Below are 22,057 nucleotides of genomic sequence, written 5' to 3'. Positions count from 1 at the left end.
GGAGGGGATGTGCTGCTCGTCATTGATGCTGGCAATACAAATGTGGTTTTTGCCGTTCATGATGGCGAAGCATGGGTAGGACGCTGGCGCATCTCGACGGATGATCGCAGAACGGCGGATGAATATGCCGTCTGGCTGCTGGCCTTGATGGAACGGGCAGGTCTGGGTCCGGATTGTGTAACGCAGGCCATTATCGGGACGGTGGTTCCGGCTGCGTTGTATGATCTGCGGCGCCTGTGCCGTAGCTGGCTGCATGTGGAGCCTCTTGTGGCCAATCATGAGCTGGACTGGAACATGGATGTGCTGGTGGATACGCCGGCAGAGCTTGGGGCTGACCGCCTGCTGAACGGCCTTGCCGCCCGGCAGCTTTACGGCGGGGGCCCGCTGGTTGTTGTGGATTTTGGTACGGCGACAACCTTCGATGTTGTCGATGCTCAGGGCCGCTATTGCGGTGGAGCGATTGCACCGGGGGTCAATCTCTCGATGGATGCCCTGCATCAGGCAGCGGCCCGTCTGCCCCGTGTCAGTGTTGGCCGGCCGGTGGAAGCAATAGGCCGCAGCACAAGTGTTGCGATGCGATCAGGCCTCTTCTGGGGGTATGTAGGTCTGGTCGAAGGGATTGTTCACCGCATTGCCGGTGAGATGGATGGACGTCCCCGGGTTGTGGCGACGGGCGGTCTGGCTCCTCTCTTCTCCGAGGGGACAACGTTATTTGATGAAGTGGCACCCGACCTGACGCTGGAGGGACTGCGCCTCCTGGCCGGGCAGAACAGGGACCGTTTCATCACCGATTTTTCCGGGCAACAGGCCCATACCGCCTTCGGGCACCCTGATAATTCTTGAACAGGAACTGATGCGTTTATGACAGACCAGAAGAGTGATTTTGCCTTCCTTCCCTTGGGAGGGACGGGCGAGATCGGCATGAATTTCAACCTGTACCGCCTGCGCGAAAATGGTGAGGAACACTGGCTGGCCATCGATTGTGGCATCGGCTTCTCCGGCAATGATACGCCGGAAGCCGACGTGCTGATGTCCGATCCGACCTTCATCGCAGAACGGAAAGACAGTCTGCACGGGCTGGTCATTACCCACGCCCATGAGGACCATGTGGGGGCTGTAGCCCACCTCTGGCGGCAGATGCGCTGTCCTGTCTACGCCACGCCGTTCACGGCAGCCGTGCTGCGGCGCAAGCTGAGCGAGGCGAACCTTCAGAACCAGGTTGTCATCCACATCATCATGCCGGGTTCCCGGTTTGAGGTCGGGCCGTTCGATCTCCAGTTCATCCCGGTAACCCACTCCATTGTGGAAGCCCAGTCCGTCGCCATTCGCAGTCCGTATGGCATTGTCATTCATACCGGGGACTGGAAGCTGGACCCGACTCCGCTTGTCGGCCCCGTGACGGACGAGGATGCCTTCCGTGCATTGGGTGATGAAGGCGTGTTGGCCATGGTGGGTGACAGCACCAATGTCATGAAGGAGGGGCGGTCCCAGTCTGAGGCGGATGTCCGTGTCGGCCTGACGGAAATGATCGCCGGGCTGGAAGGACGTGTGGCCGTGACGTGCTTCGCCAGCAACGTGGCCCGTGTGGAGAGCATTGCCAAGGCTGCGCTCGCTTCTGGCCGTGAGGTGATGGTGGTGGGACGCTCCCTGCGCAATCTGGAGGCCGCCGCCCGGGAATGTGGCTACTTTGCCGATCTGCCGCCTTTCCTGACGGAATATGACATCAAGGATGTTCCTGATGAAAACCTGCTGATGATCATTACGGGGAGCCAGGGTGAGGCCCGCTCCGCCCTGTCTCGTATCGCCTGTGATACCCATTCCACCATTTCCCTGGGGGAAGGGGACACGGTGATTTACAGCTCCCGTGTCATCCCGGGGAATGAGCAGGCCGTCATGACGGTGCAGGACAATCTGACACGCCGTGGCGTGACCGTGCTGACGGACAAGGATGGCATGGTGCATACATCCGGCCATGCAACGGGTGGGGATATCCGTCATCTCTACAGCCTTGTTCGCCCCCGTTACAGCATTCCCACCCATGGGGAATGGCGCCATCTGACAGCCCACGGGGCTTTGGCCCGTGAGGCCGGTGCTGAGGCCGTGCTGCTGGAGGATGGTGACATCCTCAATCTGGGGCCGGGGCCGGTCGAGGTGGTCGATACGGCTCCGACGGGCCTTCTGGCTCTGGATGGTGACCGCCTTCTGCCCATGACGGGCGGTGTGCTGGCGGCCCGTCGCCGGATGCTCTTCAATGGCGTGGTGCTGGCCAGCTTTGCCGTGGATGATGAGGGTTATGTCATTGGCGAACCACGCATCAGTGCACCAGGTCTTCTGGAGCGGGATGACCCTGAAAGCACCCGCATCCGTGAAGAATTCGCCTATGCCATTGATGAGATTCCTGATGAATTCCGTCAGGACGATCAGGCCTTCCGGGATGTGGCCCGCACAGCCCTGCGGCGGGCACTCGGCCGCAAGCTGCGGAAGCGTCCGCTGGTTGATGTCCATCTCCTGCGCGTCTGAGGGAAAAAGAACATGCGGTTAAGTCAGGCATTCCAGCCTACTCTGAAAGAAGTCCCCGCCGAGGCGCAGATTGCCTCACACCGGCTGATGCTGCGGGCGGGGCTTGTGCGGCAGACATCCTCGGGCATCTATACGTGGCTGCCCGCCGGGCTGCGTGTCCTGCGGAACATCGCCACCATCGTGCGGCAGGAGCAGGACCGGATTGGCGGACAGGAAATCCTGATGCCGACCGTTCAGTCCGCCGATCTGTGGCGGCGTTCCGGCCGTTATGATGCGTACGGACCGGAGATGCTGCGTCTTGAGGACCGGCACGGGCGTGAGATGCTTTACGGCCCGACCAATGAGGAAATGGTGACGGACCTTTTCGGCAGCACGGTGAAATCCTACCGTGAGCTGCCGAAGATGCTCTACCACATCCAGTGGAAGTTCAGGGACGAGGTCCGCCCCCGCTTCGGCGTGATGCGTGGCCGTGAGTTCTACATGAAGGACGGTTACAGTTTCGACCTGTCCTATGAGGATGCGGTGAGCAGCTATTACCGCATCATGCTGTCCTACCTGAAGATTTTCCGCCGTCTTGGTGTGCAGGCCGTGCCGATGGCGGCCGATACGGGGCCGATTGGTGGCGAGCTGAGCCATGAGTTCCTCGTTCTTGCTCCGACAGGGGAGAGTGAGGTCTTCTATGATGCTGGCTGGGACGAGATTGACTGGGACAGCATCGGCCTGGACCCGCAGAAGGAGGAAGACCTTCAGAAACTCCGTGAGATCGTGAAGACGACCTATTCCGCCACGGATGAAAAACATGACCTTTCCGCCTGGGAGGCTGTGCCGGAAGACCGCCGTCGTGGTGGCCGGGGCATCGAGGTCGGCCACATCTTCTATTTCGGCACGAAATATACCGAATCCATGGGTGTGGAAGTGAGCGGTGCCGATGGTGCGCCCCTGCATCCGCACATGGGGTCCTATGGCATCGGGGTGTCCCGTCTGGTCGGAGCCATCATCGAGGCGTCTCATGATGAAGCCGGGATCATCTGGCCGGAAGAGGTGGCTCCCTATCGGGCGGTTCTGCTCAACCTCCGCCCTGGTGATGAGCTGTGCGACCAGCTCTGTGAAACCATCTACAGCCGTGACCCGGAAGGGCTGCTCTATGATGACCGGTCCGACCGTGCCGGGGTGAAATTCAATGATGCCGACCTGATGGGCCATCCGTGGCAGATCATCGTTGGTCCCCGTGGGGCCAAGGCGGGCATGGTGGAGCTGAAGCACCGTGCCTCCGGCGAACGCAGCGAACTGCCTCTTGATGAAGCTCTGGCGAAACTGGGGCTTGGCTGAGCATGTTCGGGCGGTTTGAGCGAACGGTTGCCCTGCGTTATCTGAGGGCCCGCAAGGGGGAGCGTTTTGCGTCGGTCATTGCGCTGTTCTCCCTTGTCGGCATCTCTCTGGGGGTGGCGACGCTCATCATCGTCATGGCCGTGATGAACGGCTTCAAGGCCGACCTCATGGGCCGGATTCTCGGCCTGCATGGAGACCTGAATGTCTATGCCTATGGGCAGGTCATCCGGGACTACAAGGATGATGCCGCATTGATCCGCAGGGTGCCCGGCGTGACGCAGGTCCTGCCCATGACGCAAGGCACGGTCCTTGCGGAGGCGGGGCGTTATTCCACCGGGGCGATGCTGGAAGGGCTGGCACAGGAGGACCTGCGGAACTGGAAGGCTCTCAGCGATGGAATCATGGAAGGCAGTCTGGATGACTTCCAAGGGGATTCCGCCGTTGCCGTGGGGGTCACGCTGGCCGAGCGGGCCGGGCTGCATGTCGGTTCGTCGCTGACCATTCTCTCGCCCAACGGGCAGGCCACGCCATTCGGCACGATGCCACGGGTGCGGAAGCTGCATGTGGCCCTGATCTTCGATGCCAACTGGAATGACTACAACAGCAACATCATTCTCATGCCGCTGGCAGCCTCCCAGAAATTCCTGATGATGGGAGACGGGGTCTCGCTGATGCAGGTCAGCACCTCCGACCCGCTGAATGTCAGGCCGGTCAGCCGCCAGATCACGGAGGCCTTGAATGATCCCCGTCTTCAGGTGCTGGACTGGACACAGAGTGCCAACGGTTTTCTGGATGCCGTGACGGTAGAACAGAACGTGATGTTCCTCATCCTTACGCTCATCATTCTGGTGGCGGCCTTCAACGTGATCTCCTCGCTCATCATGATGGTCAAGGACAAGACACGGGACATCGCCGTCCTGCGGACTTTCGGAGCCAGCCGGGGCAGCGTGATGCGCATTTTCCTCATGTGCGGAGCGTCTGTTGGCGTCGTGGGGACCGTGGTGGGGACGGGGCTGGGCATCTGCTTCGCCCTGAACATCGAGCGGATCCGTCACGTTCTGGAATCCCTGACGGGCACGGACCTGTTCAATCCTGAGGTCTATTTCCTAGCCCGGCTGCCGGCCCGTCTGGTCTGGTCGCAGGTTGTGGAAGTCGCCGTGCTGTCGCTGGCCCTGTCCCTGCTGGCCACGCTGTATCCCTCATGGCGTGCGGCGAAGACCGACCCGGTGGAGGCCCTGCGTCATGAGTGACACGAAACAGACCACGGTTCTGACGCTTGAGAAGCTGGGGCGGTCCTTCCGTTCCGGGGATGAAGAACTGCACATTCTCCGGGAGGCTGATCTTTCTCTGAAAAGTGGTGAGCTGGTTGCCCTCGTGGCCCCGAGCGGCACGGGCAAGTCCACGCTGCTGCATCTGGCTGGCCTTCTGGAACGCCCCGACAGGGGAGAGGTTCTTATCAGGGAGAAGGCCACATCCAGACTGGGCGAGGCGGGACGGACGGCCTTGCGGCGGGATGAAATCGGCTTCGTGTATCAGTTCCATCATCTGCTGCGGGAATTCACGGCCGTGGAGAATGTCATGCTGCCCCAGCTTGCGGCAGGCGTGAAACCTGCCGAGGCCCGGAAGCGGGCAGAAGACCTGCTGGTCCGTTTTGGGCTGTCCCATCGGCTGGAGGCTCTGCCGGGACGCATGTCCGGTGGGGAGCAGCAGCGTACGGCCATCGCCCGTGCGCTGGCGAACCGGCCCAGCCTGCTGCTGGCTGATGAGCCGACGGGCAATCTGGATACGAAAACCGCCGATCTCGTCTTCGCCGAGCTGATGCGTGTGGTGCGGGAAGAGGGCGTGGCGGCTTTGATCGCCACCCATAATGAGGCTCTGGCGGCGGCGATGGACCGTACCGTCACGCTGGATGAAGGGCGGATCGTTCCTTTTCAGGGGTAGGGCGTTTTCTGTTCCGCCCCGGCGCGGGGGCGTGGTAAATGGGCGGCATGTCCTATGCCAGCTTTGTCCATCTCCGTAATCACTCCGCCTATTCCCTCAGCCAGGGGGCGATTCGTGTCTCCGAGCTTGTGGAGCTGGCCAAAAAGAATGCCATGCCCGCCGTCGCCCTGACGGACAGCGGCAACATGTTTGGCGGTCTGGAATTTTCCCAGAGCTGCCGCAAGGCCGGTGTGCAGCCCATCATCGGGTGCCAGCTGGCCCTGCCGTCAGCTTCGGGCAGGCCCGGTGTCCCGGCGGAACCGCTGGTCGTTCTGGCCCGGACGGAAGAAGGGCTGGAGAATCTTCAGTATCTTTCCACGCAGGGCTTCCTGAATGGGGATTCGGCAGACCCGTCCATGCCGCTGGACGTGCTGTGCAGCCGTGCCGGTGGGCTGTTCCTGTTGACGGGTGGCAACCGGGGGCCGATCAACCGGCTCCTGCTGGGGGAGCAGAGGGCTGCGGCGAAGCAGATGCTCGAGCGTCTCAGGGAGGCCTTTGGGGGGTATGTGGCCGTCGAGATCAACCGGCTGGATGAAGCTGGTGAGGAGATCACGGAGCCGCAGCTGATCGCTCTGGCCGATGAGCTGGACCTCCCGCTTGTGGCGACCAATGAATGTTTCTTTCCCCGACCGGAACTGCATGAGGCGCACGATGCGCTGCTCTGCATCGCCCAGGGGCGTACCATGGCGGAGGAAGACCGCTGGCGTGTTTCCCGTCAGGCATGGTTCAAGACTCCGGATGAAATGCGGAAGCTCTTCCATGACCTGCCGGAGGCCTGCGACAATACGCTGGTGATCGCCCGTCACTGTGCCGTGGCGGTGAATACCCGTAAGCCGCTCCTGCCTGTCTGTCCGAAAGTTCGTGAAGGCAGCACGGAAGAGGAAACCCTGCGGGCCATGGCGCAGGAAGGGCTGGAGAAACGTCTGGCTGTCATGAAGGATGGGGAGAACCGTCGGGCCGAGTACGAGGAGCGGCTGGAGACCGAGCTGAAAATCATAGCCGATATGGGCTTCCCCGGTTACTTCCTCATCGTGGCGGACTTCATCCAGTGGGCCAAGGCGCATGACATTCCGGTGGGTCCGGGGCGTGGGTCCGGTGCTGGATCACTGGTAGCCTATGCGCTGACCATCACGGATATTGATCCCATTCCGTTCGGGCTGCTTTTCGAGCGGTTCCTGAATCCCGAACGTGTATCCATGCCGGACTTTGATATCGATTTCTGTCAGGACCGGCGGGATGAGGTCATCCGCTACGTGCGGAATGAATATGGCCACGAGCGTGTGGCGCAGATCATCACCTTCGGGAAACTCCAGGCCAAGGCGGCCGTGCGGGACGTAGGGCGTGTGCTGGGTCTACCTTATGGCATGGTCAACCGTGTGGCGGAGCTGATCCCCAACAATCCGGCCAAACCGACACCACTGGCCCAGGCCATTGAGGAAGAACCCCGGCTTCAGGAGATGCGGGACACGGATGAGATGATCCGCCGCCTGCTGGAGATCGCCCTTCAGCTGGAGGGATTGTACCGCCACGCCTCGACCCATGCGGCCGGTGTGGTGATCGGGGACCGTGATCTTGTGGAGCTTGTGCCTCTCTACCGCGATCCACGAAGTGAGATGCTGGTCACCCAGTACAACATGAAGTTTGTGGAGCAGGCCGGGCTGGTCAAGTTCGACTTTCTGGGGCTGACGACCCTGACCATTCTCAAGCGGGGGGTCGATTTCCTGCGGGAGCTGGGGGAAGAGGTGGACCTCTCTCATATTCCGCTGGATGACAAGAAAACCTTCGAGATGATGGCCCGGGGAGACACGGCGGGTGTGTTCCAGTTCGAAGGGGCGGGCATGAGGGACATGCTCAAGCAGATGGCTGCCAGCCGTCTGGAAGACCTGATTGCCGGCGTGTCGCTCTACCGCCCCGGCCCGATGGAAAACATTCCTGAATATTGCCGCCGCAAGCATGGGGCACCGTGGGAGCCGCCTCACGAGGAAATCCGCCCGATTCTGGAAGAGACCTACGGCATCATGGTCTATCAGGAACAGGTGATGCAGATTGCCCAGAAGATGGCGGGCTACAGCCTTGGCGGGGCCGACCTGCTGCGGCGGGCCATGGGCAAGAAGATCGCCTCGGAGATGGAGAAACAGCGGGCCATTTTCTGCGAAGGGGCTACGAAGAGGGGCATCCCTGCCGAGAAAGCCGAAGAGGTGTTCGACCTCATGGCCAAATTCGCCAATTATGGCTTCAACAAGTCTCATGCTGCCGCTTATGCCTTCGTGTCCTATCAGACGGCCTGGATGAAGGCGAACCATCCTGTTCCCTTCCTGGCAGGCTGCATGTCTCTGGCACGGGAAAAGACGGAAAAGCTGGCGGCTCTCTGCCAGGAAGCCAGACGCATGGGGATCCCTGTCCTGCCGGTGGACATCAATAAATCCCAGGCCGATTTTTCCATCGAGAGGATGGAGGACGGGCAGCTGGGCATCCGCTACGCTCTGGCAGCGGTCAAGCGGGTTGGCTTCGTGGCTATGGAAGGGCTGGTGCAGGACCGTGGAGAAAAGCCGTTCTGCGATCTCACCGATTTTGCCGAACGGTGTGATTCCCGGCACATCAACAAGATACAGATGGAGAGTCTGGCCAAGGCAGGTGCGTTCGATAGTCTGGAGCCAGACCGTCACACCGTGTTTGCCAGTGCGGAGATCATCCTGCGGCGGGCGCAGTCCCGGGCGCAGGAGAAGGAAGTGGGACAGGCCGGTCTGTTCGGTGGGGGTGTCGATAGCAGCCTGCGGGAGGTCCTGCGGTTGAAGAAGGTCCGTCCCTGGCCGGATTTTGAGCGTCTCTCTCATGAGGCCGGGGTAATCGGGTTCCATATGAGTGCCCATCCGCTGGATGCTTACAGGCAGGTGCTGCGCCGACTGGGGATCACGCCTGCTCTCCAGCTGGAGAGCAGGGCGCATCAGGGTGTATCACGTGTTTCCATTGCGGGCTGTGTGGTGGACAAGAAGGAGCGTCCCACCAAGACCGGCAAGAAGATGGCATGGGTCACCCTGACGGATGCCAGCGGTGGCTGCGAAGTCACGTTATTTTCGGAAACATTGCAGAGTTGCCGGGACATGCTTGTGGCTGGGCAGGCTGTCCTGGTGCAGGCGGAGCTGAAATTGGATGGAGATGCCCTGCGTATCACGGCCAATAGCGTGCAGGACCTGGAAACAGCCGCAGCCAATGAGCAGGGAGAGCTGCGTATCTGGATTGATGATGAGGCAGCTCTGGCCCCCCTTCATGACATGCTGGCAGAGGTCAGGGGCGGGCGGGGGCGTGTCGTGCTGTTGCCTACTCTTGAGGAGACGCAGGCGATTGAGATCAGGCTGCCGGGTTTCTATCGTGTCACACCCCGTCTGGCGGAGCAGATGCACACACTGGAAGGAATCAGAAAGCTGGAACAGGCCTGAAACAGAAAGCCCCGCCTGTCAGGGCGGGGCGCTGTGGCATCAGAAGGGGATGGGAAGTTCGACACCATTGACCTTGACGGTGCCATTCTTCACGACGATGTGCCAGCCAACATGGTGGTCGGGCTCTCTGGCGCTCATGAAGCGGGCAATGAGCAGGGCGGCTTTGAGTTCTGTCGGGGCTACCCTGTTGACCCGATCGATCATTTCGCCGATCCGCCCAATGGAAAGGTGAACATCCGCCTTGAGGTTTTTTGTTCCTTCACCTGCCACGACCGTGCCCGTTCCAGTCACATCGCTGCCGTTGATGACGGTCTGGAACCTGTTGATGGTCAGATGATAGGGGGGCTGGGCTGCTGGTGTGAAGCTGACATCGCCAGACAGGGTCGGTGGCAGCAGGATGGCGCCGGGGGAATGAAGACCACTGGCATCAAACACGACATGAATGGTCGGTGTGGTGCTGAGGACATTCACATGTGCCGAGCTGGCGGTGGAGACCCGGTCTGGCCGGGTCATGGTGATGCCGCTCCAGTGCAGTTCCGGCAGGGTGTTTTTCACCTCTTCCACTTCGGGCAGAGGCTGTGTGGAGCAGACATCCGTCATGCCACGGTGATAGGCTGTCAGGGCAGCATAGGCGACCGCCGCATTGAGGCGGGTCAGGGCGGCCTCATCCATTTTCTGTTTATGGTCAACAGCCGTGGCGGAGACGACCGAGATGCGGTGCTGCGTGCCTGTCAGCTCGGCTTTCATGCCCTGGATGGTTACGCCATGGCCGGTCCTGATGACCTGGCCGGGAGAATAGGTAAAACAGTCCGCCGAAAGGTGCGGCAGCGTATCGGCCGCTGCCGTGGGCAGGAGGGACTGGCTGCTCAATGCCAGCAGGGAGAGGCCGGCTGCTGCGGCCGGCGTGCGGAAAGGACGGGCAGGATGATGTCGCATGATGTTTTTGAGAGTGGCGGAGTCCGGGGCGCCTGACAATGGGGGAGAGGAAAATTATCCTCTCCGTCCCTGCCGGGCAGAGCGTGGGGCAAAAAGGGCTGTCAGCTGGGCTACCATGGTGTCCCCCAGGTCTTCGGCTGAACTGATGGTTACGCTGTTGGCGTAATATCGTGTGACGTCATGACCGATGCCAATGGCCAGCAGTTCCCCGGATGGATCATTTTCCAGCTGATGGATGACACGGTGCAGATGCAGGTCCAGATATTCTGGCCCATTGGCGGAGGAGGTACTGTCATCGACTGGTGCGCCATCGGAAATCACCATGAGGATACGACGATGTTCCGGACGGTGTTTCAGGCGTTTCCATGCCCAGAGAAGGGCCTCGCCATCGATGTTCTCTTTCAGCAGGCCTTCCCGCAGCATGAGGCCGATGTTGCGGCGTGCCCGCCGCCATGGCGTGTCTGCCGATTTGTAGATGATATGGCGTAGATCATTCAACCGTCCCGGTTTTGGTGGCCTGCCGTCCTGTGTCCATTTCACACGACTTTCTCCGCCCTTCCATGTCCGTGTGGTGAACCCGAGAACCTCGACCTTGATGCCGCAACGTTCCAGCGTGCGGGCCAGAATGTCCCCACAGATGGCCGCTGTCGTGATGGGACGGCCCCGCATGGAGCCTGAATTGTCGATCAGCAGTGTGACGGTCGTGTCCCGGAAGTCGATCTTGCCTTCCTGCTTGTAGGAGAGTGGCAGGGAGGGGTTGCTGATGATGCGGGGCAGACGGGCTGCATCAAGGATGCCGTCTTCCTGATCGAAATGCCAGCGACGCTGCTGCTGGGCCAGCAGCTTCCGTTGCAGTCGATGGGCCAGACGGGAAACAAAACCTTGCGTCTGCTGGAGCTGCTCATCCAGTCTTTCACGGAGCAGGTCCAGCTCGGCCGGGTCGCAGAGATCGCTCGCATGGACCTCTTCGTCAAATTCCTGCGTATAGGCCTGATAGCCCCCAAGCCCCTTTACGGGACAGGGCCGTTCCTCTTCCGGCTGGGCAGAAGGACCTGCTGGCTGTTCGTATCCATTTTCACCCTCTGTCAGGATGGTTTCCATCTCATCAGAGGACAGACCTTCCGGGTTTGCTGATTCGTCGGAATCGTCGCTCAGGGCTGCCTGGGCATCTTCAGCCGTGCTGTCTTCTTCTTCCTGCCCGTCCGGGTCAGGGGCAGAGGATTCGCCACTTTCTGTCTGGTCGTCCTGGCTCTGCCCACGGGATTTTGAAGGGTCCGGCTCTTCTTCGGTTTCGCCTGTCTCCTTCAAGGTAAGAACATGCACGAAACGCTGGGAGGCTTCATTGAAGAGTGTCTGGTCGTTTTGCACGTCAGCCAGACGGGCCAGAGCCTCACGGGCCTTGGGGGTAAGGGACTGGCGCCATGCGGCCAATGCCGGCCCGGTCATGCTTTCCGGCAGTTTGCGGCCAGAGAGGGCCTCCCGTGTCAGCAGTTCCAGTGCGAGCGGCATGGGCATGTCGTCCTGCACAATCATTTTTGCGCTGTTGAGGGCATGAAGCCGCCGCCCCAGATAGTCTTCCAGATTGGCCTGCACCCCGGCCATGTGGCGGGCCCCATAGACCTCACAACGGGCCTGCTCCATGCCATCGGTGATGGTCTGGGTCTGGGCATCGGGGATGGTGATGCGTTTTTCCGGGTCGTGGTGACGCTGGCGCAGGGCCACGGCATCGGTGGCCCCCCGGATATAGGTCTTGTCCTCGGGAGTGAGAGCCGCACGCTCCAGAGAAGCCAGAGCGGGTGTCATGGGAACATCCTGATGACCACTCAGGGCGCGCTGCGTGGCAAAAGTTGCCTTGCGGAAGAGTTCGTGCGGATCGGACATGAGACTTAACCCAGCGGCGAGGCGTTGAAGCAGCGCTGATAATATTCAGCCACGATGCTGCGTTCGGCTTCATCACATTTGTTGAGGAAACTCAGGCGGAACGCGAAGGGAACATCATTGAAGATCGTGATGTTTTCTGCCCAGGAGAGGACCGTCCGGGGGGAGATGACGGTGGAGATGTCCCCGTTCATGAAACCGGCACGGCTCAGGTCGGCCAGTTCCACCATCTGGCCGATGAGGGTCTCCTCCAGAGCATCGCCCATCTTGGCCTTGATGATGCGGATTTCCTGTTCCTTGGGCAGGTAATTCAGGGAGGTGACAATGTTCCAGCGGTCCATCTGGCCCTGGTTGATCTGCTGGGTGCCGTGATACAGCCCTGTTGTATCGCCCAGCCCGACCGTGTTGGCCGTGGCGAAGAGGCGGAAAGACGGATGTGGGTGGATGACGCGGTTCTGGTCCAGCAGGGTCAGGGCCCCGTTGGCTTCCAGCACGCGCTGGATGACGAACATCACATCGGGCCGTCCGGCATCATATTCGTCAAAGATCAGGCTGCATGGATTCTGGAGACACCATGGCAGCAGACCTTCACGGAATTCCGTGACCTGCTTGCCATCTTCCAGCGTGATGGCGTCCTTGCCGATGAGGTCGATGCGGGAGATGTGACTGTCGAGATTGATGCGGACGCAGGGCCAGTTCAGCCGTGCGGCGATCTGGTCGATATGGGAGGATTTTCCGGTCCCGTGAAAGCCCTGCACCAGAACACGGCGGTTATGCATGAAACCGGCCAGAATGGCCCGGGTCGTATCCCGGTCGAACTGGTAGGCGGAGTCGATCTCGGGGACATGGTCCGTCTTCTGTGACCAGACAGGGACTTCGAGATCAAGGTCGAGCCCAAACAGCTTCCGGGCAGATTTCAGGCTGTCAGGTGTCTGGGGCAGTGTCTCGGAGAGGGACTGTGCTGAAGGGAGAGCCATGACATGATTCCTGTCACTAAGTAGGGTGGTACATGGAAGACCGAATGAGTGTCTATCCTATTAAGGACTCTACAGGTACGATTACACAATCACCCGGTCATGAAAAGATGCAGGGAAGGCAAGGCAGCTATCCGGCTCCGGCTGTTGCCTGCTCAGTGCTGTTGGCAAAATGGTCCCGCAATGTGGCGTAGGCCGTTCCGATGACCTTGAAGCGTTCTTCCGCTCTTGGGTCGTCCCTGTTGGCATCAGGGTGATAACGGCGGGCCAGGACACGGTAGCGGGTCTTGATGATTTCAAGCGTGGTCGGCCATTCAAGATCAAGCTGGGCCAGGGGCTCACGTAGGGCTGGCGGGGCCTGCCGTCTCGTTTCGGTTGCCCGGGAAGGGCGACGGTGCCGGTTCAGGATGTCCAGAGGGTCATGCAGATCATCCAGTGTGAAGGAAGCCCGTGCCGAATCGTTGCCTGGCGTGCCCATCTTCCATGAAGGGCGCTGCCAGGAGGTATCTTCCCGCAGGTGGCGTTCGATCTGCCCTGGCGTCATGCCCCGGTAATAGTCCCAGCTGGCATTGTACTGGCGGACATGCTCCAGGCAGAACCAGTAATAGCTGCGCAGGTTGTCCCGCCCCCGGGGGGCCCGGTACCCTGCCGGCCTGTCACAGTCCGGGTGGTCGCAGCATTGCTGGGGGGCGTCCGGGTCCGGTGCGAAGGCTTTGTGTCTGGATGGTTTGCATTGCATGATGGACGATATGGGGAGAGGTCTGGCATGGATGCAAGCATCCTTTTCCTGGTGGGGAAAGATTCCTGTTATGGGCAGGACAGATGGAACCTGTAACTCCGTGGATGAGCGTGGAAGAAAACCGATGAAAAGAGTCGACCGCATGAGGGCAGTACTGGAGGAGGCCCTGAGCCCGTCCATACTGGAGATACGGGATGACAGTGCACGCCACCGGCATCATGCAGCCATGCGTACCCAGGCCCAGGAAAGCCGGGGGCCGGAGCAGGTGGGCGAGACGCATTATCATCTGCATGTCGTCAGCCGCCGCTTTGACGGGATGAAGACCCTGGCCCGACACAGGCTTGTGAATGACCTGCTGGCCGGGGAGTTCCAGACGGGCCTTCATGCCCTCTCCCTGTCTCTGGAAGGGGAGAGCCAGCCATGAAGCGCATGATGGCAGGCAGCCTGCTGTTCTGGGCCGGCATGGTGGCGGCTCCGTTGGCTGTTTCTGGTCTCACGGGGTGTGCCACATCAGGCTATGATCATCTTGTCACGAATGACAGGCACGATATCCGTCGGGTGGAGACCTATCTCAACGGGTTGTCGTCCCTCCAGGCGTCATTTGTGCAGGATGGCCCGGCCCAGCAGCAGGGGGATGGACATTTCACCTATGTGCCCGGACGGTTCGAGATGGTGTATGAGGTTCCTCATGCCATGAGGGCCGTGGCCCGTGATGGTCGGTTTGTCCTCCGGAATGCTGATAATGGTGCCGTGACGCACCTCTCTCTCAAGCGGAATCCGCTCGGACTTCTGCTCCGTCATCCTGTCAGTTTTGACAGGGATGTTCAGGTGACGAATGTCTCCCGTGGGACAGAATCGCTCCAGCTTTCCGTGGCAGAGGCTGACAATCCTTCCCAAGGGCTGCTGACCCTCCAGTTTTCTGACGTGCGTGGCCATCTGACCCTTGTTGGCATACAGGGGGTGGATGCCCGTCACCATCATTTTGGTCTCTCCCTGTTTGACGTGCAGGAGAACCAGCCTGTTTCCGAAAGCAGCTTCAGTCTGCCAGAGTAGCAGCTGGATGGATCACAGGGCCGAACAGTGCCGTCCAGCTTTTCAGCAGGGCTCTGTCGGCATCTTCCATCTGTAGGGCTGGGTTGAAGCGTTGCAGGCTGGTCACGCCATAGTCCCGGATGCCGCAGGGGATGATCCCGTCAAAGTCACTGAGTCGTGGCGAGACATTCAGTGAAATTCCGTGCCAGCTGACCCAGCGTGTGACACGGATTCCCAGAGCGGCGATCTTGGTTTCCAGCCCGCTTTCCCTATCGAAACACCAGACGCCGATACGGCCTTCCCGGGTGAAGGCGTCAATTCCCAGCTCCTGAAGGCTCATGATGAGCCAGCGTTCCAGCAGCTGGACGAAGGCCCGTATGTCCCGTGCGGGGAGGGGGCCGTGCGGCTGCGTGAGGTCCAGCATGACATAGGCGATGCGTTGTCCGGGACCGTGATAGGTCCACTGGCCACCCCGTCCGGCTTCGAACGTTGGATAGCCCTGAGAGTTGATGAGGTCTTCAGCCCTGGCAGAGGTTCCGGCAGTATAGAGGGGGGGGTGTTCTGTCAGCCAGATACGTTGGGGGGCCTGCTGATGGTGGATGGCCTCTACCTGCTGGCGCATGAAGGACAGGGCTTCGGGATATGGGCAGATTTTTTTATCCGCCTGCCAGATAATTTCTTTATAAAACCGTGTCATGACCATTGCCCTCCCTGTTCTGATGGGCTATAGGCCATTTCACCGAAGCGGTCACGCCTCATACGAGGGAAAACGGGACTGCTGATCACGGAGCGGCCGTGGCGGAATGGTAGACGCGCAAGCTTGAGGTGCTTGTGGGGGAAACCCCGTGGAAGTTCGAGTCTTCTCGGCCGCACCATATTTCTTCTGCAATTTGAGGATATGGTCCGTAACATGGGTTCCACCGTGTTACGTCTTTTTCATGAAAAACTGATTGTTGGCATCGGGATGGCCCCTGTATCGAAGATGTACTTTAGGTTACATCTTGCGTGGCGGCCTGTTTACCTGTGAGCAGCCGCCTTGTGCCGAGATTGATGGATGAGTGCTCTGTCGGATGATGGAAGGCAGGGCAGACAGACCGAGAGAGAGCCGAGATGATCAAGCCATTGAAAAAAGCCGTTCTGCCTGTTGCAGGTCTGGGGACACGCTTCCTGCCAGCAACAAAGGCCATGCCAAAAGAAATGCTGCCCGTCGTGGACAAGCCACTTATCCAGTACGCTATTGATGAGGCCCGTGCTGCCGGCATTGAGGAGTTCTGTCTGGTTACGGCCCGTGGCAAGGACAATCTGATTGATTATTTTGATATTGCCTACGAGCTTGAAAGTACCCTGAAAGAGCGGAAAAAGACGTCCGCCATCAAGGCTCTGGAAAGCAGCAGTGTGGAGGCTGGTTCACTGGTGGCTGTGCGCCAGCAGAATCCTCTGGGGCTTGGTCATGCCATCTGGTGCGCCCGCAACTTCATCGGGAATGACCCGTTCGCCATTCTTCTGCCGGATGACATCGTTCAGGGTGGGCGCAGCTGTGTGGCCCAGCTGGCTGATGTCTACCATCAGACAGGGGGAAATGTGGTTGCTGTGGATGAGGTCCCCCGGGAGTGGACGGACCGCTACGGTATTCTGAAAATTGGCGAGGATGATGGGCGCAAGGTGGAGGTCAAGGGACTGGTTGAAAAGCCCGCTCCGGCAGATGCTCCTTCCAATCTTGCCATCATTGGCCGGTATGTCCTGACAGCTGACGTGCTCAAGCCACTGTCCGCTCTGAAAACCGGCGTGGGTGGTGAAGTGCAGCTGACGGATGCCATGGCCGAGATGATCGGCAAGGTGCCGTTCCATGGTCTGCGTTATGAAGGCACGCGGTTTGACTGTGGCAGCAAGCTGGGCTTCCTCGAGGCGCAGGTTGCTCTGGCGCTCCAGCGTGAAGATCTGGAAGATGACGTGCGTGCCTTCCTGAAGAAATATGCCTGAGAGGATGTGAGCTCATGACGGGATTCAAGCATCATTTTGAGCCGACCAGCCTGCGGGAATACGATATTCGCGGCATTGTGGGGAAAACCCTTCATGCCGAGGATGCCTATGCGCTGGGCCGTGTTTTTGCGAGCATGATCCGCCGGGACGGTGGGAGCGTGGTGACGGTGGGCTATGATGGCCGCCTGTCATCGCCGGAACTGGAGGAGGCACTGGTCCGTGGTGCCGTGGATTCCGGTGTGACGGTGCGCCGTGTCGGGCGTGGGCCGACCCCGATGCTGTATTATGCGGCTGTCACGGGGGAGTCTGACGGTGCCATCATGGTGACGGGCAGCCACAATCCACCGGATCATAATGGCTTCAAGATGATGTTGAAGGGCAAGCCGTTTTTTGGCGAGCAAATCCGTGAGGTTGGCCGTCTGGCCGCAGCGGGTGACGTCGTGCCCAAGGCAGAAGGGAAGGTCGAGACGATTGATCCTTCTGAAGCCTATATTGAGCGTCTTCTCAAGGATTATGACGGGGAGCGGCCGCTGAAGGTCGTGTGGGACAATGGCAACTCCGCTGCTGGTGAGGTGCTGACCCGCCTGGTGAAGAAGCTGCCTGGTGAGCATACGGTCCTGTACCCTGAAATTGATGGGACCTTTCCAAATCATCATCCAGACCCGACCGTCGAGGGGAACCTGCAGGATCTGATCAGGACCGTCCGTGAGAAAAAAGCGGATATTGGCGTGGCCTTTGATGGCGATGCCGACCGGGTTGGCGTCGTGGATGGCAAGGGAGAGATTCTCTGGGGGGATCAGATTCTCGTTCTGCTGGCCCGTGACGTGCTGAAGAAACACCCGGGAGCGACCATCATTGCAGACGTCAAGGCCAGTCAGGTGCTGTTTGATGAAGTTGGCAAGGCTGGTGGTGAGCCTCTGATGTGGCGGACCGGGCACTCCCTCATCAAGAGCAAGATGGCCGAGACGTCGTCCCCTCTGGCGGGTGAGATGTCCGGGCATATCTTTTTTGCCGATAAGTGGTATGGATTCGATGATGCCCTCTATGGGGCGATCCGTGTTCTTGGGATCGTCGCCCGTCTGCCCGGTACTCTGGCAGACATGCGGGAGGCCCTGCCACAGATGGTCAACACGCCGGAGCTGCGCTTCCCTTGTGATGACACCCGCAAGTTTGATGTCATCAAGGAAGTGGCCGAGCGCCTGAAGAAGGAAGGGGCGGATGTGTCTTCCGTGGATGGCGTGCGTGTGAATACGCCTGATGGCTGGTGGCTGCTTCGTGCTTCCAATACGCAGGCGGTTCTTGTCGGGCGTATTGAGGCGCAGTCTCATGAGGGGCTGGCTCGCCTGAAGAAGGCGTTTGTCAGTCAGCTGGAGGCCTCTGGGCTTCAGGCGCCGGATTTTGACGCTGCCGCTGCCGGACACTGAGACCTCGGGGGAAGCACCGCCATCTCGTTTCTGAGGATGGCGGTGCTCTGAGAAAAGGTGGACTGGCTTTGCAGAAGTAAATGGCTTGGGCGGAATGTGCTGGACTGGCTCATTCCGCCCAATTGCGTTTCATGCGGGGAGGAAGTGGCGTCGGGTGGTGGCTTTCTGTGTGGGCGCTGTTTTGCTGGGCTCCGGTTTGTCCATTCTCCCTTCTGTGATGCCTGTGCCCTGCCCATCACGCAGGAGGAGATGGCCGAGCGTGGGATGCTTTGTGCAGACTGTGAAAGGTCTCCACCGCCATGGCACAGGGCACGGGCGGCTTTTCTGTATGAAGGACAGGCCCGCAGCCTTGTCATGGGACTGAAATATGGAAGCCGGACAGAACATGCTGCAGCTCTGGCCCATTTCATGGCTCGGGCAGGGGGGGACCTGATAGGACCGGATGTGGTGCTTGTGCCTGTTCCTGTGCATCGTGGGCGTTTGTGGCAGCGTGGATATAATCAGGCGGCCCTGATGGCCATGGCCCTTGCCCGACGGGGAGGGCTTGCCTGCTATCCAGATGCGCTGCAACGGCGGTTCAGGACTGCATCTCTCGCAGGGCTCTCCCGGCAGGGGAGGCGGAGGCAGATGGCGGGAGCTGTCACGCTGCGGCCCCGTTACTGGAGTTTGCTGCGTGGGCGCCGGGTCGTGCTGGTTGATGATATCCTGACAACAGGGGCTACGGCAGAGGTCTGTGTAAAAGCATTGCTTGAGCATGGCTGCCTTTCCGTGGATATTCTTGTGGCAGCCCGGGTGACACTGGCATGACATCCGGCTTTGAGACCAGAAAGGATTGTTACATGCCAAAAGTTGAAATCTACACGCAGCCAGGGTGCCCTTACTGTGTCCGGGCCATCAGCCTGCTTCAGTCCAAGGATGTTCCCTTTGAGGAAATCCATGCCCCTCGTGGTTCTGCGGAGCGGGAAACAGCCCGGGAACGTTCAGGAGGAGGGACGACAGTGCCGCAGATTTTCATTGGCGGCAAAGCGGTAGGAGGGTGCAGTGAGCTCATGCAGCTGGAGCAGGATGGACAGCTTGATGCCTTGCTGGGCCGCGGCTAGGGCGTTGTTCGCCGCTGTTCTTGTTCTTGCTGGGGGTGTGATGGTCACGGTATCCCGTGCGCAGGCTCAGGCGGCATCCAGTCTGGTCGGGACATGGCTGGTAGAGGAAAAAGACGGCATTTTCAGTATTGCGCCCTGTCCGTCGGATGCCAGCCGTCTATGCGGCTGGCTGGTGGGCATGGATTATACGGAGGCCGAGCCGGAAAAGGATGTCTGGGGACGTTCGGAATGTGGGCTCGAGATCATCAGCAACATGAAGCGCCGCAAGAATGGACAGTGGCATGGGACGATTCTGGACCCGAGGAGCGGGCGGACCTACCAGGCGATCATGTGGCAGGGGAAGGGAGATACTCTCAAGCTGCGTGGCTATGTAGGGCTGAGTCTGTTTGGTGAAACGCAGACATGGAGCCGCATTGCGGCCCCGGTGATCGGCAGGCAGTGCCGCATGAAGATAAACTGATTGATTTTCCAGTCATTTTTCTTCCTATGATGAATGGCTCTTATGGAGAGAGGCCTTTTTTGGTAGCGTTGGCCCGTTCTTCCCGTAGGGGCAAAGTTGAAGGAGAGTAATACGTTATGTCACAGAGTCTTTCCCGGCGCCGGTTTACTCTGGCGCTTGCTGGATTAGGGGCCGCCACGGCCCTGTCGCCTCTGCGGGCAGCCCAGGCCCAGAAGGGGCCGTTGCCCCGTATCCTGTGCTTTGTTGGTGGTTATACGGAGCATGGTCCTCCGGGGGGAGCTGGTAACGGCAAGGGAATCTCTGTCTTCGAGATGGACCGTGATACCGGGTTTCTGACACCGGTTGCCACGTTCATGGACATTCCCAGCCCATCCTTCATTACGTTGAGCCGCAACCGGAAGTTCCTGTACGCTCTCAGCGAGATCAATGATTACGACAAGGCTGGCAGTGGCTCTGTGACGGCATTCTCCGTGGATACCCGCAATGGGACACTGGCCAAGATCAACACTGTCAGCTCCGGTGGTGCTGTCCCGGCCCATCTGAGTGTCCATCCATCCGGGAAGTATCTGCTCGTTGCCAATTACATGGGTGGCAGTGTGGCTGTCCTGCCCATCCATGCTGATGGGTCACTGGGCAAGGCTACGGATGTGGTCCACAACAGCGGGCCGAAGCAGCCGGAACGGGCGGCAGACAATCCGGAAGGCAATTTTGCCATTTCCGATCATTCCAGTGCCCATCCGCACATGATTGCGACCGATCCGAGCGGTGCGTTCGTTCTGGTGGATGATGCCGGGCTGGACCGTGTCTATGTCTGGAAGCTGGACCTGGCCACAGGCAAGCTCATCCCGGCACAGAAGCCGTTCTACGACATGGAACCGGGTTCTGCCCCCCGTCACTTCGTGTTCGATCATTCGGGCCGTGTGCTGTACAACCTCTGTGAGCAGAACTCCAAGGTCGTGGTGTCCAAGTTTGATCCGCAGACAGGCGCCATCACGCAGATTCAGTCCGTCAGCACCGTGACCTCCCACTTCCGCGGGTCCACGCTGGCTGCGGAAATCCTGATCGCTGAGAGCGGGCGGTTTGTCTATGTTTCCAACCGTCTGGGTGACTCCCTGGCGGTCTTCTCCGTTGGCATGGATGGCACGCTGACGCTGGAGGATGAGGTCTGGATGCATGCCGACTATGGCCGTGCCATGATGTTCGACCCGAGCGGCTCATTCCTGTTCTGTGCCAACCAGCGCTCTGACTCCGTCACGGCTTTCCGTGTGGATCGTGAGACCGGCAAGCCTGTCTTCATGAACCACTTTACCGCCGTCGGCAGCCCGACGACGTTTGCCTTCATGGTGGCGGATTCCTGAGAGGTCTCTTCCCTCGTGAAGTAGAAAAGGCGCCTGTTTGTGGCGCCTTTTCTTTTGGTAGTGTCAGTCTTTCTGGAAGAGGGCGATGTAATTGATGCTGGTATCGTGGCTCTCCTGCCAGTGTGGCGGCCGGAAGGACAGCCCCTTGAGGTCCAGCAGGCGTAGCCCGACCTGCCGGGCCATGCTGTCCAGTTCTGTCGGACGGATGAATTTTTTCCAGTCATGGGTACCGACAGGGAGAAGGCGCAGCACATATTCCGCCCCCAGCTTGGCCATGAGGAATGAGCGCAGACTGCGGTCCATGGTGGAAATGGCGACATACCCGCCCGGCTTTGCCAGGCCTGATAGCAGGGAGAGAAAGACTTGCGGGTCCCGTACATGTTCAATGATCTCCAGGGCAGAGATCACGTCAAATTGCCGACCTTCCTCAAGAAGGGTTTCGGCACTGCTGCATAGATAGTGCAGGGGGGCGGCCTGCGGCGGCAGGGGGTGAAGGGCGACGTGTGCCCGGGCGGCCTGTATGCCGTCTTCGCTGGCATCAACGCCCAGAGTATCAAAACCAAGCGTGGCGAAGCGCTCACTCGCCAGTCCGGCACCGCAGCCAATATCCAGCAGGGTTGGCAGTTCGGGGAGATGGAAAAGCGAGGCAGGCAGATGCCGGACAATCCAGGAGGTGCGCAGAGGGTTCATGGCATGGAGCGGGGCCATGGGTCCTTTCGGGTTCCACCAGTCTTTGGCCAGTGCACTGAACTGAATTATTTCATCATTGATAACAGATGATGTTCCGTTACCTGCTCCGTTGGATGATGATGGTGATGAAACAGACATTCTTGGCGGTCCTCCCGGCTTTCATGGTGCTTTTCTGCCATGTTGTGGCTAGACGCGAAAGGGCAGGAGAGCTATGTGGAAC

Annotated in this window: 20 protein-coding genes and 1 tRNA gene; 15 read left to right on the top strand and 6 right to left on the bottom strand. The window is 59.8% G+C overall.

All coding sequences use genetic code 11. The features are described from left to right. Positions 1-9: 9 nt before the first annotated feature. The 6 genes from DTJ15_RS04820 to dnaE are packed head-to-tail and all read left to right on the top strand — an operon-like array spanning position 10 to position 9,266. Entirely contained in the window at positions 10-843 is an 834-nt protein-coding gene (locus DTJ15_RS04820) for a type III pantothenate kinase (RefSeq protein WP_086431450.1), read from the top strand. Positions 844-861: 18 nt separating this feature from the next. Then, positions 862-2,520, top strand: a complete 1,659-nt coding sequence (locus tag DTJ15_RS04815) for a ribonuclease J (protein WP_043559916.1) — start codon at positions 862-864, stop codon at positions 2,518-2,520. Positions 2,521-2,532: 12 nt separating this feature from the next. Beyond that, the gene (gene proS / locus DTJ15_RS04810) at positions 2,533-3,849 is read left to right on the top strand and encodes a proline--tRNA ligase (RefSeq protein ID WP_192848252.1); all 1,317 of its coding nucleotides are present in this window, start codon (positions 2,533-2,535) and stop codon (positions 3,847-3,849) included. A 2-nt stretch (positions 3,850-3,851) separates the two neighbouring features. Further along, on the top strand, positions 3,852-5,099 hold the full coding sequence (locus DTJ15_RS04805) for a lipoprotein-releasing ABC transporter permease subunit (protein WP_086441708.1): 1,248 nt from the start codon (positions 3,852-3,854) through the stop codon (positions 5,097-5,099). Next, positions 5,092-5,790: an ABC transporter ATP-binding protein gene (locus tag DTJ15_RS04800; protein ID WP_043559924.1), complete on the top strand. Its 699-nt coding sequence runs from the start codon at positions 5,092-5,094 to the stop codon at positions 5,788-5,790. The genes DTJ15_RS04805 and DTJ15_RS04800 overlap by 8 nt, the downstream gene beginning before the upstream one ends. A gap of 47 nt (positions 5,791-5,837) precedes the next feature. After that, entirely contained in the window at positions 5,838-9,266 is a 3,429-nt protein-coding gene (gene dnaE / locus DTJ15_RS04795; RefSeq protein ID WP_086431448.1) for a DNA polymerase III subunit alpha, read from the top strand. Between the two features lie 39 nt (positions 9,267-9,305). Here dnaE and DTJ15_RS04790 read toward each other — a convergent pair whose 3' ends face one another. From DTJ15_RS04790 to DTJ15_RS04775, 4 genes are all read right to left on the bottom strand, one after another. Further along, positions 9,306-10,202 carry a hypothetical protein gene (locus DTJ15_RS04790; RefSeq protein ID WP_081563221.1) on the bottom strand — a complete coding sequence of 299 codons (897 nt, stop codon included), beginning with the start codon at positions 10,200-10,202 and terminating at the stop codon, positions 9,306-9,308. A 54-nt stretch (positions 10,203-10,256) separates the two neighbouring features. Continuing rightward, positions 10,257-12,083, bottom strand: a complete 1,827-nt coding sequence (locus tag DTJ15_RS04785; RefSeq protein ID WP_249109536.1) for a cobaltochelatase CobT-related protein — start codon at positions 12,081-12,083, stop codon at positions 10,257-10,259. Positions 12,084-12,088: 5 nt separating this feature from the next. After that, positions 12,089-13,057 (bottom strand): AAA family ATPase, encoded by a 969-nt coding sequence (locus DTJ15_RS04780; RefSeq protein ID WP_249109534.1) that lies wholly within the window; start codon positions 13,055-13,057, stop codon positions 12,089-12,091. Between the two features lie 127 nt (positions 13,058-13,184). Then, positions 13,185-13,793: a J domain-containing protein gene (locus DTJ15_RS04775; protein ID WP_043561138.1), complete on the bottom strand. Its 609-nt coding sequence runs from the start codon at positions 13,791-13,793 to the stop codon at positions 13,185-13,187. A 142-nt stretch (positions 13,794-13,935) separates the two neighbouring features. On the opposite strand from DTJ15_RS04775, the gene DTJ15_RS04770 reads away from it, so the two are divergent. Together DTJ15_RS04770 and DTJ15_RS04765 are read left to right on the top strand one after the other, a co-directional pair. Continuing rightward, positions 13,936-14,217, top strand: coding sequence for a BolA family transcriptional regulator (locus tag DTJ15_RS04770; RefSeq protein ID WP_227431452.1), 282 nt, complete (start codon positions 13,936-13,938; stop codon positions 14,215-14,217). Beyond that, positions 14,214-14,846, top strand: a complete 633-nt coding sequence (locus DTJ15_RS04765; RefSeq protein ID WP_227449710.1) for an outer membrane lipoprotein carrier protein LolA — start codon at positions 14,214-14,216, stop codon at positions 14,844-14,846. The genes DTJ15_RS04770 and DTJ15_RS04765 overlap by 4 nt, the downstream gene beginning before the upstream one ends. Here the strand turns inward: DTJ15_RS04765 and lipB are convergent. Beyond that, complete coding sequence (lipB, locus tag DTJ15_RS04760; protein ID WP_249109533.1) at positions 14,830-15,522, bottom strand: lipoyl(octanoyl) transferase LipB; 693 nt, start codon at positions 15,520-15,522, stop codon at positions 14,830-14,832. The two genes, DTJ15_RS04765 and lipB, sit on opposite strands and share 17 nt — an antisense overlap. Positions 15,523-15,614: 92 nt before the next feature. On the opposite strand from lipB, the gene DTJ15_RS04755 reads away from it, so the two are divergent. The 7 genes from DTJ15_RS04755 to DTJ15_RS04725 all read left to right on the top strand — a co-directional run bounded on the left by DTJ15_RS04755 (position 15,615) and on the right by DTJ15_RS04725 (position 21,147). After that, a tRNA-Leu gene (locus DTJ15_RS04755) sits at positions 15,615-15,700 on the top strand. A 235-nt stretch (positions 15,701-15,935) separates the two neighbouring features. Next, positions 15,936-16,805: a UTP--glucose-1-phosphate uridylyltransferase GalU gene (gene galU, locus DTJ15_RS04750; RefSeq protein WP_043559938.1), complete on the top strand. Its 870-nt coding sequence runs from the start codon at positions 15,936-15,938 to the stop codon at positions 16,803-16,805. 14 nt (positions 16,806-16,819) lie between these two features. Continuing rightward, positions 16,820-18,229: a phosphoglucomutase/phosphomannomutase PgmG gene (gene pgmG / locus DTJ15_RS04745; RefSeq protein WP_043559940.1), complete on the top strand. Its 1,410-nt coding sequence runs from the start codon at positions 16,820-16,822 to the stop codon at positions 18,227-18,229. Positions 18,230-18,286: 57 nt separating this feature from the next. Further along, positions 18,287-19,036 (top strand): ComF family protein, encoded by a 750-nt coding sequence (locus DTJ15_RS04740; RefSeq protein ID WP_249079654.1) that lies wholly within the window; start codon positions 18,287-18,289, stop codon positions 19,034-19,036. 32 nt (positions 19,037-19,068) lie between these two features. Beyond that, complete coding sequence (gene grxC / locus DTJ15_RS04735; protein WP_081563490.1) at positions 19,069-19,329, top strand: glutaredoxin 3; 261 nt, start codon at positions 19,069-19,071, stop codon at positions 19,327-19,329. After that, a complete protein-coding gene (locus tag DTJ15_RS04730) occupies positions 19,307-19,789 on the top strand; it encodes a DUF2147 domain-containing protein (RefSeq protein WP_166651602.1) in 483 nt (160 codons plus the stop codon). The genes grxC and DTJ15_RS04730 overlap by 23 nt, the downstream gene beginning before the upstream one ends. Positions 19,790-19,905: 116 nt before the next feature. Then, on the top strand, positions 19,906-21,147 hold the full coding sequence (locus DTJ15_RS04725) for a lactonase family protein (protein WP_043559946.1): 1,242 nt from the start codon (positions 19,906-19,908) through the stop codon (positions 21,145-21,147). A gap of 63 nt (positions 21,148-21,210) precedes the next feature. Here DTJ15_RS04725 and ubiG read toward each other — a convergent pair whose 3' ends face one another. Beyond that, positions 21,211-21,975, bottom strand: a complete 765-nt coding sequence (gene ubiG / locus DTJ15_RS04720) for a bifunctional 2-polyprenyl-6-hydroxyphenol methylase/3-demethylubiquinol 3-O-methyltransferase UbiG (RefSeq protein ID WP_043559948.1) — start codon at positions 21,973-21,975, stop codon at positions 21,211-21,213. Positions 21,976-22,057: the final 82 nt, after the last annotated feature.

The sequence above is a fragment of the Parasaccharibacter sp. TMW 2.1891 genome (assembly GCF_023337675.1).
Classification (GTDB): domain Bacteria; phylum Pseudomonadota; class Alphaproteobacteria; order Acetobacterales; family Acetobacteraceae; genus Bombella; species Bombella apis.
This window is presented reverse-complemented; position numbering and strand designations above follow the sequence as displayed.

Bases quoted from the DNA above. Each gene is read 5' to 3' on its own strand.
- DTJ15_RS04815 (WP_043559916.1), top strand. From the start codon at position 862: ATGACAGACCAGAAGAGTGATTTTGCCTTCCTTCCCTTGGGAGGGACG.
- proS (WP_192848252.1), top strand. From the start codon at position 2,533: ATGCGGTTAAGTCAGGCATTCCAGCCTACTCTGAAAGAAGTCCCCGCC.
- DTJ15_RS04805 (WP_086441708.1), top strand. From the start codon at position 3,852: ATGTTCGGGCGGTTTGAGCGAACGGTTGCCCTGCGTTATCTGAGGGCC.
- DTJ15_RS04800 (WP_043559924.1), top strand. From the start codon at position 5,092: ATGAGTGACACGAAACAGACCACGGTTCTGACGCTTGAGAAGCTGGGG.
- dnaE (WP_086431448.1), top strand. From the start codon at position 5,838: ATGTCCTATGCCAGCTTTGTCCATCTCCGTAATCACTCCGCCTATTCC.
- DTJ15_RS04790 (WP_081563221.1), bottom strand. From the start codon at position 10,202: ATGCGACATCATCCTGCCCGTCCTTTCCGCACGCCGGCCGCAGCAGCC.
- DTJ15_RS04785 (WP_249109536.1), bottom strand. From the start codon at position 12,083: ATGTCCGATCCGCACGAACTCTTCCGCAAGGCAACTTTTGCCACGCAG.
- DTJ15_RS04780 (WP_249109534.1), bottom strand. From the start codon at position 13,057: ATGGCTCTCCCTTCAGCACAGTCCCTCTCCGAGACACTGCCCCAGACA.
- DTJ15_RS04775 (WP_043561138.1), bottom strand. From the start codon at position 13,793: ATGCAATGCAAACCATCCAGACACAAAGCCTTCGCACCGGACCCGGAC.
- DTJ15_RS04770 (WP_227431452.1), top strand. From the start codon at position 13,936: ATGAGGGCAGTACTGGAGGAGGCCCTGAGCCCGTCCATACTGGAGATA.
- DTJ15_RS04765 (WP_227449710.1), top strand. From the start codon at position 14,214: ATGAAGCGCATGATGGCAGGCAGCCTGCTGTTCTGGGCCGGCATGGTG.
- lipB (WP_249109533.1), bottom strand. From the start codon at position 15,522: ATGACACGGTTTTATAAAGAAATTATCTGGCAGGCGGATAAAAAAATC.
- galU (WP_043559938.1), top strand. From the start codon at position 15,936: ATGATCAAGCCATTGAAAAAAGCCGTTCTGCCTGTTGCAGGTCTGGGG.
- pgmG (WP_043559940.1), top strand. From the start codon at position 16,820: ATGACGGGATTCAAGCATCATTTTGAGCCGACCAGCCTGCGGGAATAC.
- grxC (WP_081563490.1), top strand. From the start codon at position 19,069: ATGCCAAAAGTTGAAATCTACACGCAGCCAGGGTGCCCTTACTGTGTC.
- DTJ15_RS04730 (WP_166651602.1), top strand. From the start codon at position 19,307: ATGCCTTGCTGGGCCGCGGCTAGGGCGTTGTTCGCCGCTGTTCTTGTT.
- DTJ15_RS04725 (WP_043559946.1), top strand. From the start codon at position 19,906: ATGTCACAGAGTCTTTCCCGGCGCCGGTTTACTCTGGCGCTTGCTGGA.
- ubiG (WP_043559948.1), bottom strand. From the start codon at position 21,975: ATGTCTGTTTCATCACCATCATCATCCAACGGAGCAGGTAACGGAACA.